Genomic DNA, 14,433 nt, shown 5'->3' with positions numbered 1-14,433 from the left:
CAGAAAGAAGTTTTGATCAATAAAGCACAATCCGCCTCGATAGCACGTCCTGGCCTATTTCTGCTACAACAATGTATATTCCGACAGGCAGCATAGCCAGATCGACACGTGCGCTTCGCCCGATTTTCTGCGATTTGTACAGCCGGCCCGACTGATCGTACACCGTAAGCTGGGCCTGCGCAGGGCGACCGAGTTCTACCACGAGCGTCCGCCCAGCGGCGTAAACCAGGTGCTTGCCGGATACCGGCTCCACGCTGGTGATCACCGAAGCCGCCCGCACGATCGCCACCAGGCTGTAAGGCGAATCTCCACCTGCATTCACCGCTTTGATACGATAATAGTAATCGTCGGATTCGAATCCGGATTTGTCCTCATATTGCAGCACTGTGGCCGGCAATTTGACAAGCTGCACGAAGTCACCATCGCCTTTTGCCCGCTCCAACACCACATCGGTTGCATTGCCGGTAGGTTTTTCCCAGCGGAGCTGTATCAGGCCCGGCGCGGTGGGAACGGCCGTCAGGTTCACGGGGGCGTTGGGCACCGGCACATTCTGGGTCCGCGCGGAAGCGGTATTACTGTACACCGACGCGCCGACCGCATTCACCGCCCGCACGCGATAATGGTACTGTGTGGCTGCGGACAAACCGGTGTTTTGGTAGGTCGTCACATTCGCCGCTACGTCGGCAATTTTGGTAAAAACCGCTCCGTCGGCGGAGCGTTCTATCTGGAAGCCCGTTTCATTGTTGGCATTATCGGTCCATTTCAGATTGATCTGCGAAGTCGAAACGTCGGTAGCCGTGAGGTTTGCGGGAGCATTGGGCGCCACTTGCAGGGTCGTCGCATTGGCGATGTTCGAGTATGCCGACTTTCCTGCGGTATTTTTGGCAGCTACGCGGTACCAGTAGCGCGTCGCGGGAGCCAGACCGGTGTTTTGGTAAGTGGTCGTATTGGCCGGGAGGTCGGCGATTTTGGTAAAAGACAATGCATCCGTGGAGCGTTCCAGCTCGAAGCCGGTCTCATCCGTGGCATTATCCGTCCAGGTAAGGTTTAGTTGCGTAGCGGAAACCACCGTGGCCGCGAGCGCGGAAGGCGCTTTTGGAATGGTAACCGGCAGCGTAGTCGCATTGGCGATGTTGGAATAGGCTGAATTCCCGGAAGCGTTCTTCGACCGGACGCGATACCAGTATTTTGTAGCCGGTTTTAAGGATTTGTCCTGATAGACAATCGCATTGGCGGGCAAATCGGCCACGCGCACAAACTTCGTCCCGTCTGTCGATTGCTCTACTTCAAAGCCTGTTTCGTCGGTTGAAACGTCCAGCCATGCAAGGTTGATCTGGCCGGAGGTGGTTGCTACGGCGGTCAATGCGGTGGGCGCTTTTGGAATGGCGGCCCAGACACGGTGGGAAAATACGAGGCCAATGCAAAGTAATGTGAGCGCAAACAGGCGAAACGGGTTCATAGATTCGGGACGATAGGGAGGCAAAAATAGCGGTTAAATGCATTTATGCCACGCATTACAGCCACCCGCGCCGTTTAAACCACACATAAATCCCGAAAGTGATAAAGCCCATCAGGATCATCACGCCCGGATAGCCCCATTTCAGGCGCAGTTCCGGCATAAAGTCGAAATTCATTCCGTAAATGCCCACGATGAAGGTGAGCGGCATGAAGAACACGGAAAATACCGTCAGGACCCGAACGATCTCATTCGTGCGCTGCGAGGAGATCGAGAAGTAGACCATCACGAGGTGGTTCATGTTTTCGAACAGGGTATCGTAAATATTGTGCAGCTTCACGTACAGGTCGCGCGTGTCGCGGGTATAAGTGTTCGCGTGGTCGGGCATGTCCATTTTATCGACGATGTCGTGCGAAAGCATCAGTATCCGTCGCGTCACTTCCACCCTTCTTCTCAGGTAGTACAAGCCTTTCAAAAGTGAAGCCTTCCGGTTTTTCAGGAACATATTTTCTTCGTAATACTCGATGTCTTTCGTCAGCTTCAACGACGGGGCCTCGTAGGTGGCAATGCAGCTTTTGATGATCTCGTTCACCAGATGCACGGTGCTTTCACAAGAGTGCTGGTCTACCTGCTGCTCGCGGATGAGTTCCGGCGCGCCCCATTCCTTCTTGTGCATGGTGATTACCGTGTCCGGGGTCATGAAAATAGCGAGCTTGTCGGTGAGCTCGGCCACGGTGTCCGCCTCGGCGCCTACTTTGTCGCTGTGAATCCTGAAAATGATGAACACATATGTGCCTACGTCCTCGTATTTGGGCAGGTGGTCGGGTTGGAGCCAGTCTTTGATCGACGATTTGTGGAGCGCATATTTCTCCGTGATCTGCTTTAATTCTTCATCGTCCGGGGCTGTTACATCGATCCACTCGAACGGGTATCGTGAAGAATCAGCAATGGTCTGGATCATAGGTATTTATAGCGAAACTTTACAGTGTTAAATAATTTGGCCGCGGTCAGTGAGCGGGCTTCTCCGGCTTCGGATCGAGGATAAAACGCAACGATTGGTCCCTCGTAAAAAACGCCACCATCCAGTTGTAAAAGGTTTTCACCTGGTTACGGTAGCGGATCAGCGAAAAGAGGTGCACTACCAGCCACAGGAAGTACGCGATAAAGCCTTTGAAATGCAAGCCCGGCAAGTCGGCAACCGCCTTGTTAACACCGATAATCGCCATGGTACCCTTATCCTTATACCGGAATGGCCGCGGCGAGGTCGCTTGCAGCCACAGCGGGAAGTTGTGGGCCAGGTTTCTGCCCTGCTGAATAGCCACCTGCGCGAGCTGTGGATGGCCGTTCGGAAAGTCAGGATCGGCGTCCATATAGCAAATGTCGCCGATCGCGAAAATGTTATCGAAGCCCTTCACGCGGTTATAGGCGTCCACCAGCACACGTTTGCCCCTTCCCAGCACATCGTCGGGCAGCCCGGGCAGCGCCGTGGCCGTCACGCCCGATGTCCAGATGAGCGTTTCGGTAGTAATCGTTTTGCCGTTGGCGAATGTCACAATGCCATCCTGGTAGTCTTTCACCGCATGGTCCAGCAGGACTTCAATGCCCAGGCCGCGGAGCTCCGCCAGCGTTTCTTCCTGTGATTTCTTGCTCATTGGGTTCAATACCACGGGCAATGCGTCCACCAGATAAATCTGCACTTCTTCCCGCTTCAATTCCGGGTAGTCTTTCTTGAAAATGTTTTGGTGCATTTCGGCGAGCATTCCCGACACTTCCACGCCGGTAGGCCCGGCACCAGCCACCACGATCGAGAGCAGCTTTCGGCGCACGGCCGGATCGGCTTCCTTCGTGGCCTGTTCTTTGAGCCGGAGAATGTGGTTGCGCAAGGCCAGCGCATCCTGGACTGTTTTCATCGGCACCGCGTTTTTGCGCACATTCTCCATCCCGAAATAGTTGGTTTCGGTGCCCGTGGCGAACACGAGGTAATCATAATAAATATCGCCGCTTTCGGTAGCTATCCTTTTTTCCTCCGGAAATACCCGCTCGAACGCGCCGAGGCTAAACCGAAGGTTGCTTTTTTCCTGAAAAAACTTGCGGAACGGGTAGCTGATATTGGAAGCTTCCAGGAAGCCCGTAGCTACCTGGTACAGCAGTGGCGGGAAGAAATTATAGTTGTTCTTATCCACCAGCACTATTTCAAATGATTTGTTGCGGGAAAGCTTCTGGGCGAGATTAATGCCCCCGAAACCGCCGCCTACGATCACTACCTTCTTTGGTTCCATATTGATGATACGTTTGCCGGCCAGCGCTCGCGGCCGCATCGGTTGCATGCGGTAATAACCATGCCGAAAGCGCTATTTACCATTCAAGCGCTGCAATGGGGCTCAAATGCATACACTTTACTGTGAAAATCTTTACTCATTTCGCTTGCCGGGCAGTTTGCTGGCGCGACCGGGGGCATCCGGTGCCTGCTGGCATGTGCTTTTTGACGATGCGCCGAATCCACAAAACATTCAACCAAAATGAGTTTAGATATTGATACCAAAGGGCAAACGCAAAGCACGCAGCCCGGCATAGAAGAAGTGATGGACCCGGCACCGGTGGTGATACGGGACAACTACCGCGGCAGCGGCAAGTTGCAGGGAAAAACGGCACTCATTACCGGCGGCGACAGCGGCATTGGCCGGTCCGTGGCCGTCCATTTCGCAAGGGAAGGCGCCGATGTGGCGATTGTGTACCTCAATGAAGGCCAGGACGCCAACGATACGAAGGCCATGGTGGAAGCCGAAGGTAAAAACTGCCTGCTTATCCAGGGCGACATCCGTGACGAGGCTTTCTGCAAGGAAGCCGTGCGCCAGACGGTGAGCGAGTTTGGGAAACTGAATATCCTCGTGAACAATGCAGCCGAGCAGCATCCGAAGGAGAACGTCGACGAGATTTCGCCCGACCAGCTGAGCGACACTTTCGCAACCAACATTTTCTCCTTCTTTTATTTCACCCAGGCAGCGATGCCGCATTTGGCAGAGGGAGACAACATTATTAACACCACATCCATCACCGCCTACCGGGGCAGCCCGTCCCTGCTCGACTATTCGTCAACCAAAGGGGCGATCGTTGCCTACACGCGGTCGCTGGCTGGTAACCTGGCCGAAAAGGGCATCAGGGTTAATGCGGTAGCACCGGGGCCGATCTGGACGCCGCTCATCCCGTCGACATTCGACTCTGAGCGGGTGAAAGAGTTCGGAAAGGACACGCCGTTTAAGCGGCCGGGGCAGCCCTGCGAAGTGGCGACCTGCTATGTGTTCCTGGCCAGCGAAGACGCTTCCTACATGAGCGGACAAGTGCTGCATCCGAATGGCGGACAGGTGATTAACGGATGATAATGCGGGGGCGGGAATGATTTCCGCCCCTTTTTACTGCTTATAAAGCCATTTTCGGATGGATGCTTCCAGCGTATCTTTCAAAACCGGTTTGGTCAGGTAATCGTCCATCCCGGCTTCGATGCATTTCTCGCGCTCGCCCACGACGGTGCCCGCCGTAAGCGCGATGATAGGCACACGCGACCGCCCTTCGGCCCGTCTGATCTCCCGCGTGGCCTCATAACCATTCATTTCGGGCATTTGAATGTCCATGAATACAATGTCGGGACGGTTGGCCCTGAATGCCTCGATCGCCTCCCGGCCATTGGCAGCTTCTATCAACTCGCTGTTCACCAATATCTTGGCGAGCATTGATTTGACCAGCAGCATATTAATCTTGTGGTCTTCGGCGATCAGTACTTTCACGTGGCTGTTTTCATAGATTCCCATCGAATGACTTTTGTCTGCGGCGGCTTCCGGCTGTACTTCCTGCGTTTTGGTTTTGATCCCCAAATCGGCCAGCACATGAAAGAGCTGCTGTATTTTAACCGGTTTTACCAAAAAATGCCTGATATTCAACTCATTGCCAAATGCGGTAAGGGCTTCGTCATCGAAGGAGTCGTTGAGCAAAATGATGGGTTGCTTGTTGCCCTGGCTCAGTTTGCGGATTTTCCTGGTCGTTTCAATGCCGTCCCATCCGGGCATCTGGCCGTCTATCAGGACTACGTCGTACTTTTTGCCCGACGATAGCAGCGCATACGCCTCTTCACCGCTTGGAATGTAATCGGAGGCAATGCGTTTGTTGCCTAGCATGTCTTTCAAGATCTGCCCGGCGTGCGCGTTATCGTCCACGATGAGTATCTTTTCGATTTCCTCCACATTATCCCATTCAAACCGGTCTTCGCCTTCGACGGCACGGAATGTGACGTCGAAAAAGAATGTGCTGCCTTTTTCCAGCTCGCTGGTGAGTTGCAGGCGGCTTTCCATCAGTCCGAGCAGGCTATTCGAAATGGTGAGCCCGAGCCCGGTTCCGCCGAAACGCTTGGTGGTGGAAGAATCCTCCTGCGAGAATGCTTCGAAAATCCGGCGCTGGTTTTGGGGATCGATGCCGATGCCGGTGTCGCGCACGGAAAAACGGAAGGTGTAGTCGAGGCCGCTTACCTTGTTGAGCAGCTCGATTTTCAGTTCAATTTCGCCCTTGATCGTGAATTTGACGGCATTACTGAGCAGGTTTACCAGGATTTGCCGCAGCCGCACGGAATCGCACCAGACAAACCGGGGAATGTCCGCGGGAATGTTCAGGAGCATTTCCAGGTGCTTTTGCTGCGCCTGGTAGGTGACCATGTCGGCAACGCGGCCGCAGATTTCGAGCAGGTCGGTTTTTTCGGGCGTGAGTTCGAGCTTGCCGGCTTCTATTTTGGAAAAATCGAGGATGTCGTTGATAATGTCCATCAGCGAGTTGGCCGACTGGAAAACCATCGACATGTATTGCTGCTGCGTTTCGTCGAGGTTGGTCTTCATGAGCAGGTCCGTGAAACCGACCACGCCGTTCAGCGGCGTGCGGATTTCGTGGCTCATATTGGCGAGAAACTCCGATTTCAGCTTGCTGGCTGCCTCGGCGTGTTCGCGGGCTTCGAGCAATTCGAGTTCGGCGCGCTTGCGGATCGTAATGTCGCGGATCACCGCCTGGATAATCTCCTTGCCGTTCACTTTCATCAGATTCAACAGAACCTCGGCAATGAACGACTCCTTCGATTCTCCGAACCGCTTGTATTTCCACTCAAAATTGTGCGTGCCATTTTCATAAACCTCCCTCACATGCCGGCAGCCGTCGTTCCTGGCAGCCTCCATGCCCGGCTCGTTCAAGCCGGATAAGTCTCCCATCGGCATTTTCATAAGCATATCCACCGAGTCGATCCCGAACATTTTCAGGGCGGCATCGTTGCAGTCGAGATAGCCGGTGTGGTCAAAAAGGATCACGGCATCGCTCGTAGAGTCGTAAAGGCTGCGGAATTTTGCTTCGGAATTCAGAATTTCCACTTCCGCCTGTTTGCGGTGGGTAATGTCCTGGAATGCCCCGTAAATCCGCACGCACACGCCATCCACCATCTCGGCCTTGCCGATCGTGCGCACCCATCGCTCATTGCCTTTGGCGGTCACGATTTGCAGCTCGTTGTCCCACGGTGTACCATATGAAAGCCCTTTTTCGACCGCCCGTGCGATGGCCTCGCGGCTGGCGCCTTCTTTGTAAAAACCAATGGCGGTTTCGGTGCTGGGAACGTAGTCGGGGTCTACCTCGTGGATTTCGCGGGTTGTCGACGACCAGTACAGTTCTCCCGTGCGCGCATACAACTCCCAGCCGCCCACCACGGCCACGCTGTTGGTCTGTTGGAGGATATCCTTGATCCGCTTCATTTCCTGATCGGATTCCTTGCGGGCCGTGATGTTCCTTTCCACCGCTATGAAGTTGGAACAATTGCCATAATCATCGAATACTGGGGTGATTTTGAGGTCGACCCAGTATTTTTCGCCGTTTTTGGTATAGCACAGCACTTCTTCGCGCACCACCTTTTTATTCTTGCAGTCGGCCCAGATCCGGTCGAGCGTTTCGTGATCGGTTTCCGGCCCTTGCAGCAGGAGCAGCGGGTTTTTGCCTTCCACTTCCTTGCGGTTGTAACCCGTGTGCGTTTCGTAGGCCTTATTTACCCAGGTGATGAAGCCTTTGTGGTCGGTAATAACAATATAATCGGTCGTGTTGGAAGCGACGATCGCGAGCTCTTTGAGCCGTTCGCGGGAGTTGCGGAGCTCGGTAATGTCGTGGCTCGTGAGAATGATATTTTTGCTCACGGGGTCGATGTTGGCGCTTGTGTTGCTCCACGACCACGAGCCGTCGCGGTGCCTGATCCGGTGCTCCACGCCCCCCGGCACGGGTACGCCCGTTTCAGCAGTAATCCGCAATGCCTCGAAACAGATGTGAAAGTCTTCGGGATGAATGAATTCCGTGAACGACCGCCCCACCGTTTCCTCCACCGTGTGGCCGTACATGGATGTCCAGCTAGGCGATACATAGGTAAAAACCCCATCCGGCGAGATCGTGAACAGTACGTCCTGCATATTGGAAACCAGCACCGAAAGATCCTCCTGCACTTTCAACTGCTGGGTAATGTCGTAACCCAGACAGAAAATCTCCGTTACCACGCCGTTTTCATCGGCAATGCCCGTGAATTCCCATTGCGTCGTTTTCACGCCCTCGCCCGCCGAGTACTTCCGCAACACGACCGGGTTCGGCGTGCCGGGATTGATAAAGCATTGCTCTCCTACTTCGAGACATTTGGGGATATCTTCCGGCACCACGCCGCTGATGGACGACCTGCCAATGATCTCGCTCCGGTCGAGCCGGAAAAATTCGCAGAAATGGTCGTTCACATATTTGTAATTCCCTTCAAGGTCAATGCCCGTTACGTAAATGGAATTACTGTTAAGAAATGATTGGTAGAGTTCCGTGTTGGTGATCAGCCCTGGAATTTCATCAGAAAGGCTGTCGCGGCGAAAGCCGGTCAGCACAAGCCAGCCGCATTCCTCCGAATGCGCACAAATGGAGGCGACATTCAGGCGGAGTACCTGCATATCGCCCCGCAAGAGCCGCACCAGGCCGGTGCGCGGTTCCTGATGATGCGGGAAATGCGCGCGGGACTTTTCAATATGAAAAAGCAGGGAACGGTTTTCCAGCAACGGCGCCGCGGGCCCGGGCCGGAAACCGGGTTCAAGGGCCTGCTGCAATTTTGCGTCGGCCCAATGTTGTTGTGGATCTGAATGCTTCCAAATCAGTAATCCGTCTGTCGCCGCATCCTGGATAAAGTCAAAAATAGCCTCATCCTTTTGCAGCAGCTTCAACAGCTCCTTCCTTAGATCATTCATTTTCAAAAAACTTTCAATGGAAACGTCAGTACTGGGTTACTTTAATCCGTACAATATAATCGTATTCGTTGATTTTGGGAAGAGCAAAATACATAGCAGCTAATTTTAAAGCTATTTTAAATATATTCTACACACTGCACGAGCTACTGTGATGCAAAATGTCCCTTCCCCACAATGGGAAAAGGACATTTGCGTAATGCGCTGCTAATCTTTCTTTTTCGGCACTTTGGCGCCTTCTTTTCGCGCTTCCGATAATCCGATGGCAATGGCCTGCTTTTTGGAAGTGACCTTTTTGCCGGAGCCCGATTTCAGTTTGCCCTCCTTTTGCTCATGTAAGGCTTCTTCCACCTTTTCACCAGCTTTTTTCGAATATTTGGCCATGATATTATTTTTTAGGTGTTGATGTTTTTATTTTTCGCAGGATAGCTGCAAGCGATTGTTTTTAACAAAATGTATACCAAACGCGCCGCTATCCGGCCACTGTTTTTATTTTATTCAAACCCTTATTTCCATGAAAAAAATAGGTATGATTTTGAGCGGCGCATTGTTTTGCGCAACCGCCTTCGCCCAGAATACCGTCATCCTGAAAAACGTGACCGTAATCGACGGTACCGGCGCGGCACCTCGGGCCAAAACCGACATGCTCATCTCCGACGGCAGGATCAGCGCCATTCAAAAGGGCATTAAGGCCGCGGGCGCACGCGAAATCGACCTTTCGGGGAAAACCGTCATGCCCTCGCTCGTGTGCGCGCATGCGCATGTAGGGACACTCAAAGGAACCACGTCGTCGGCCAATAACTACACCCGCGAAAACCTCATCCGGCATCTGGAAAAGTACCAGGACTATGGCGTAAGCGCCGTACTGGCCATGGGCACCGACCGCCCGCTGATTTTCAACGGCTTCATCGACTCCACCCAGGCGGGCCTGCTCCCCGGCGCACGGCTGTACTCGGCCGGCTACGGGTTTAACACACCCGACCCCAACCCCGGCTCGTGGATGAACCTGCTGCTGCGGCCCAACACGCCCGAAGAAGTGCCCGCGATGATGGAAAAGCTGGCTGCCGTGAAACCGACAGTCGTGAAAATATGGGTGGACGACCATGGCGGGAATGCCCGGAAAATGAAACCTGAAATTTATAAAGCCATTATTAGTGAAGCGCACAAACGCAAGATCCGCGTGGCGGCGCACCTTTTCTACGTCGACGACGCCCGGAAACTGACGGAAGCGGGCATCGACATCATCGCCCACAGCATTCGCGACAAGGAGGTGGACCAGGATCTGCTAACCAAAATGAAGCAGAAAAATGTTACCTATATTCCCACATTATCGCTCGACGAGTATCAGTTCATCTACGCCGGCAGTCCCGACTGGATCAACGACGCATTCTTTAAAGCATCCCTGGAACCGGGCGTTTTCGAGATGATTACCGACAAAGCTTACGGCGATAAGATCCGCAACTCACCCGACTACCAGCGCAATATGTCGGCATTCAAAACGGCCCTGATCAATCTTCGGAAAATACACGCGGCTGGCATTCCGGTAGCGCTCGGCACCGACTCAGGGGCATTTCCCGTGCGCACGCAGGGCTTCACCGAGCACCTCGAAATGGAGATGATGGTAAAAGCAGGCCTCACCCCGGCGCAGGCCATCACCGTGAGTACCCGCAATGCCGCTGCCGCGCTGCGCATTGACCGGGAAAAAGGCACCCTTGAAAAAGGTAAAAAGGCCGATTTCATTATCCTCGGCGCCAATCCGCTGGACGATATCCGGAACACACGGAAGATCGAATCCGTTTGGAAAGATGGCAAAGAGGTGAGCAAAGGACCAATTAATTAAAATATCGACGTAGTTTTGATGTCCAAAATCACTCCTGATCATGAAAATTAACTTCAAAAGACTCGACCACATCATGCTCTGCATACCGCCGGGCACCGAACAGCAGGCGCGCGATTTCTACGGCGGAGTACTGGGCCTTCCCGAACTCACCGACCTGGGCTACCCGCTGCCCCACGGCGCGATCTGGTTCCAGATGGGTGACATTCAGCTGCATATCCGGGCGGAAGAAGTGCACGACCTTTCACAGCGCCATCCGGCATTCGAGGTGCATGACCTGGAAGCGGCACGGGCTGTGCTGGAACAGCACGGCGTGGCGGTAAAGAACGAAAGCAAAATTCCCGACCGCAACCGCTTTTCCTTCCGCGATCCATTCGGCAACCGTATTGAACTGATTGAAATGATTGCATAAAAATCCAAACGGGCGCCGCATTCAACCGCGGCGCCCGTTTGGAATCATGCACGATGTGAAAACCGATCAGCTTGGAATGTCCGTATAAGGATTACTGATCGTGACTACCTGCTGGTTGATAAACTGGATGAGGTTCTCGTTCAGCCGTTCCTTGTGGGTGATAAACAGGCCGTGCGGCGCGCTTTCGTAGATAATGTATTCGGCGCCCGGCAGCATTGCCGACGTCCGGTCGCTGCTCACTTTAATGGGCACCGTTTTGTCGTCTTCGCCGTGGATAATGAGCACCGGCACGTCCAGAAGCGATATTTCGTTCCGGAAATCGGTGGCGCTGAAACTGCGGATACATTGAGTGGTGGCGCGCCCCGATCCCTGCAATGCCAGAATGCTGTGCCAATGCAGCATTTCGTCGCTTACCGAATGGTTGAGAAACCCGTTTCCGTAAAAGTCTTTGGCAAAACCGGCCAGGAATTTGGGTCGGTCGTCCTCGATCTCCTTTACAAATCCATCAAACATTTCCTGTGGAAGGCCGTCGGGATTATCTTCGGTTTTCAGCATATATGGAAGCACGGTGCTGATGAGCACGGCTTTGGAAACCCGGGCGCTGCCGTATTTGCTCAGATAACGGATCACTTCGCCGCCGCCCATCGAAAAACCGACGAGTGTGACGTCGTTCAGGTCCAGTTCGTCCAGCACCGATTTAAGGTCGGCAGCCAGTGTGTCGTAGTCGTAACCATTCCACGGCTTGTCCGACCGCCCGAAACCGCGGCGGTCGTAGCCGATGCATCGTATCCCATGCCGGGGCAGGACATTGAACTGGTATTCCCACATTTCATGGCTCAGCGGCCAACCGGAAATAAATACGACCGGCTTGCCCTGCCCTGCTTCATGTACAAACAGCTTAACCGGCTCGGCGGTCGTTCCCGCTTTGGATTCAATCAATCTCATGACGTTTGGTTTTTAGATTTGATGATGGCAATGTTCAAGCGCTTGCTAACAAGAGCTATGCCAGCGTGCGGAAACCTGCGAAATGCGCTGCTGGCGGCCTGGTGCGACATTGGCAACGGTGGACTGGAAGGGGATGTAGACAAAAGCGGGGCGAAACGTCGGCGAAAGTGGAAGTACCGGCCGAAATGCCGACATATTTAGTTAACGAAACGCGAAAAAGGCGTAATTGGAAAAAGTAATCCTAAATTTGCAGACACATTCGATGCAGAAGACATTCACTTGATGTTAAAATTTGTTTACGGTTTTTTAATTGCGCTTGTCGTTCTCGCGGGAATTACGGAGGTCGTATTGAGAGTAAAATATGGCTTTTGCAACTCGCCGCTCTACATATCCGATCCTGATTTTGAATACATTTATGCACCCAACCAGGACGTAAAACGCTTCGGGCAGGTGCTGCGGACCAACAGCTTTTCGATGCGCAACGAGGAATTGTCGCCGACCGACAGCCTGGTAATCCTGCTCATCGGCGACTCGGTCGTGAATGGCGGCAGCCTCACCGACCAGGACAGCATCGCATCCACATTGCTCGAAAAGCGTTTTTTAAAGGATTTCAACAAGCGAGTTCGCGTGCTGAACATCTCCGCCGGCTCCTGGGGACCGGATAATATTGCCGCTTACCTCAAAAAATACGGCACTTTCAAGGCCAAACTGATATGCCTCGTGACGAGCAGCCACGATGCGTACGATATCATGTCGCACCAGAGCCCCGTCGGCGTGGACCCCGGCTGGCCCAACAAGCAGTACAAAGTGGCATTGTATGAACTTTGGGACCGTTACCGCTGGATGTTCTTCTACTTCCTGGACACCCTCTTCCTTGCCCCCGAACCGCAGAAAAAACCGGATAATATTGCGATCGTCAAACCGGACGTGACCGACAGTGCGCACGTCGAGGCAGATGCTAAGGCGGTAGAAGATACGGTCAGGGCCAAAAAACTGAACGATGCCGGTATCCGCAAACCTGGCCTGACGTTCAATCCCGGCTACGGGCAGTTGTATGACATCGCGCAACGGGACAGCATTCCGATGTTTATTTACCTCCACCCTGAAATTTCCGAGATTGACCTCGGGCGCTTCAACGACCAGGGACAGGAGATCATCGCATTCGCCAAAGAAAAGAATATCAGGCTGATAGACGAATTCAAATTCGGGGTATCGAAAGATAATTACCGGAAAATGGACGTCGTGCATTTCAACAGCCGCGGACAGGTGTTCCTGGCCGATAACCTGTACCCATTGTTCCAGGAATACCTTAACCTTCGCAAATAATGCGTGTACTGATTGTTCACAACCAATTATGGGCGCATTATAAATCGAAGCTGTTCAGCGAGATTGACCGGGCGATGAAGCAGGCCGATCCGTTGGATGAGCTGCTTGTGGCGCAGATCGCATTGTACGAGGCGAGCCGGAAAGTAATGCAAAATGACAATACGGTCATTTATGATTATCCTTATAAAGTCCTTTTCGAACGCGCCCTCGATCAGGTCACGCTGGCTGAGCGTCGGACAGCACTTTTCAGGATTTTCAACGAATACCGGCCGGATGTGCTCAACATCACCGGCTATTTCGATTGGGCGCAGGTATTGCTCATGTTTTACGCCCGCTGGAAAGGTGTGAAAGTTGTGATTTCCTCCGAGTCGTCCTCGGCGGACCATAACCGCTCGGCCTGGAAGGAATGGGTTAAAAAAGTGATCGTAAAGCGCGCCCATGCATTTTTTTGCTTTGGAAAAACATCCGCGGAATACCTGGAAAGTCTGGGCGTGAAACGGGATGCGATTAAAGTAAGGAATGCGGCGGTGATCGACGAGCAGCTGATCCGGCAGCGCTACGACGAAGCGAAGGCCTCACAAGGTGGCGTTGCAACGGGCAATGCAGCTCCGAAAAAGTTCGTGTACGTGGGCAGGCTGGCGCCGGAGAAGAATTTACAGACATTGATCCGCGCATTTACCCGTGCCGTCGACCACACCGGTGCGCATTGGCAGCTCCTCTTCGTAGGCGACGGCCCCGATCGTGCCGAACTGCAAAAGCTGGTGGAAGAGTCGGGTGTTGCCGGCAAAGTTGTTTTCGCGGGCGGGTTTCCCTGGTACCAGGTACCGGGCTGGCTGGCGCAAAGCGATGTGCTGGTGCTGCCGAGCCAATCGGAGCCGTGGGGATTGGTGGTGAATGAGGCGATGGTGTGCGGCATGCCGGTGATCGTGTCGGAAACCTGCGGATGTGCGGGCGACCTGGTGCGCAACGGCGTCAATGGCTTTACATTCAATCATTCGCAGCAGCAGGAGCTCGAAAAGCATTTAGTTTATTTTATTCAAAACCCGGGCCGCATCGGCGAAATGGGACGCGAGTCGCTGAAACTGGTCGCGCCGTTCGCTTCGGGCCCGGTGGCCGGGCAGATGGCCCGGACCTACCGCGAACTGGCAGGCGGCCATCGGCGCGTATAACACATACATTTGGATCA

Annotated in this window: 11 protein-coding genes; 5 read left to right on the top strand and 6 right to left on the bottom strand. The window is 53.7% G+C overall.

Going from position 1 to position 14,433, the window contains the following annotated elements; translation table 11 throughout:
* Window positions 1-16 precede the first annotated feature (16 nt).
* Genes DFER_RS01290 through DFER_RS01280 form a run of 3 tightly spaced genes read right to left on the bottom strand, consistent with a single transcriptional unit; the run spans window position 17 to window position 3,735 of the window.
* Window positions 17-1,459, bottom strand: coding sequence for a fibronectin type III domain-containing protein (locus DFER_RS01290; protein WP_012779883.1), 1,443 nt, complete (start codon window positions 1,457-1,459; stop codon window positions 17-19).
* 55 nt (window positions 1,460-1,514) lie between these two features.
* Window positions 1,515-2,417, bottom strand: coding sequence for a magnesium transporter CorA family protein (locus DFER_RS01285; protein WP_012779882.1), 903 nt, complete (start codon window positions 2,415-2,417; stop codon window positions 1,515-1,517).
* A 46-nt stretch (window positions 2,418-2,463) separates the two neighbouring features.
* Window positions 2,464-3,735: an NAD(P)/FAD-dependent oxidoreductase gene (locus DFER_RS01280; protein WP_041735705.1), complete on the bottom strand. Its 1,272-nt coding sequence runs from the start codon at window positions 3,733-3,735 to the stop codon at window positions 2,464-2,466.
* Between the two features lie 240 nt (window positions 3,736-3,975).
* Between DFER_RS01280 and DFER_RS01275 the strand changes: the two genes are divergently transcribed.
* On the top strand, window positions 3,976-4,833 hold the full coding sequence (locus DFER_RS01275; protein ID WP_012779880.1) for an SDR family oxidoreductase: 858 nt from the start codon (window positions 3,976-3,978) through the stop codon (window positions 4,831-4,833).
* A gap of 33 nt (window positions 4,834-4,866) precedes the next feature.
* On the opposite strand, the gene DFER_RS01270 is transcribed toward DFER_RS01275, so the two are convergent.
* Together DFER_RS01270 and DFER_RS30000 are read right to left on the bottom strand one after the other, a co-directional pair.
* On the bottom strand, window positions 4,867-8,730 hold the full coding sequence (locus DFER_RS01270; RefSeq protein ID WP_012779879.1) for a PAS domain-containing hybrid sensor histidine kinase/response regulator: 3,864 nt from the start codon (window positions 8,728-8,730) through the stop codon (window positions 4,867-4,869).
* 204 nt (window positions 8,731-8,934) lie between these two features.
* Window positions 8,935-9,111 (bottom strand): DUF6496 domain-containing protein, encoded by a 177-nt coding sequence (locus DFER_RS30000; RefSeq protein WP_012779878.1) that lies wholly within the window; start codon window positions 9,109-9,111, stop codon window positions 8,935-8,937.
* Window positions 9,112-9,241: 130 nt separating this feature from the next.
* Here DFER_RS30000 and DFER_RS01265 point away from each other — a divergent pair, with 130 nt between their 5' ends.
* Together DFER_RS01265 and DFER_RS01260 are read left to right on the top strand one after the other, a co-directional pair.
* Window positions 9,242-10,567, top strand: coding sequence for an amidohydrolase family protein (locus DFER_RS01265; protein ID WP_012779877.1), 1,326 nt, complete (start codon window positions 9,242-9,244; stop codon window positions 10,565-10,567).
* 40 nt (window positions 10,568-10,607) lie between these two features.
* The gene (locus DFER_RS01260; RefSeq protein WP_012779876.1) at window positions 10,608-10,976 is read left to right on the top strand and encodes a VOC family protein; all 369 of its coding nucleotides are present in this window, start codon (window positions 10,608-10,610) and stop codon (window positions 10,974-10,976) included.
* 66 nt (window positions 10,977-11,042) lie between these two features.
* On the opposite strand, the gene DFER_RS01255 is transcribed toward DFER_RS01260, so the two are convergent.
* Window positions 11,043-11,921 (bottom strand): alpha/beta fold hydrolase, encoded by an 879-nt coding sequence (locus tag DFER_RS01255; protein ID WP_012779875.1) that lies wholly within the window; start codon window positions 11,919-11,921, stop codon window positions 11,043-11,045.
* A 282-nt stretch (window positions 11,922-12,203) separates the two neighbouring features.
* Between DFER_RS01255 and DFER_RS01250 the strand changes: the two genes are divergently transcribed.
* On the top strand, window positions 12,204-13,247 hold the full coding sequence (locus DFER_RS01250) for a hypothetical protein (RefSeq protein ID WP_012779874.1): 1,044 nt from the start codon (window positions 12,204-12,206) through the stop codon (window positions 13,245-13,247).
* Entirely contained in the window at window positions 13,247-14,416 is a 1,170-nt protein-coding gene (locus tag DFER_RS01245) for a glycosyltransferase (protein WP_012779873.1), read from the top strand. The genes DFER_RS01250 and DFER_RS01245 overlap by 1 nt, the downstream gene beginning before the upstream one ends.
* Window positions 14,417-14,433: the final 17 nt, after the last annotated feature.

Origin of the sequence: Dyadobacter fermentans DSM 18053, assembly GCF_000023125.1 — a bacterium.
GTDB lineage: Bacteria > Bacteroidota > Bacteroidia > Cytophagales > Spirosomataceae > Dyadobacter > Dyadobacter fermentans.
Note: the sequence above shows the minus strand (reverse complement) of the source record. Positions and strands in the feature narration are given on the sequence as shown.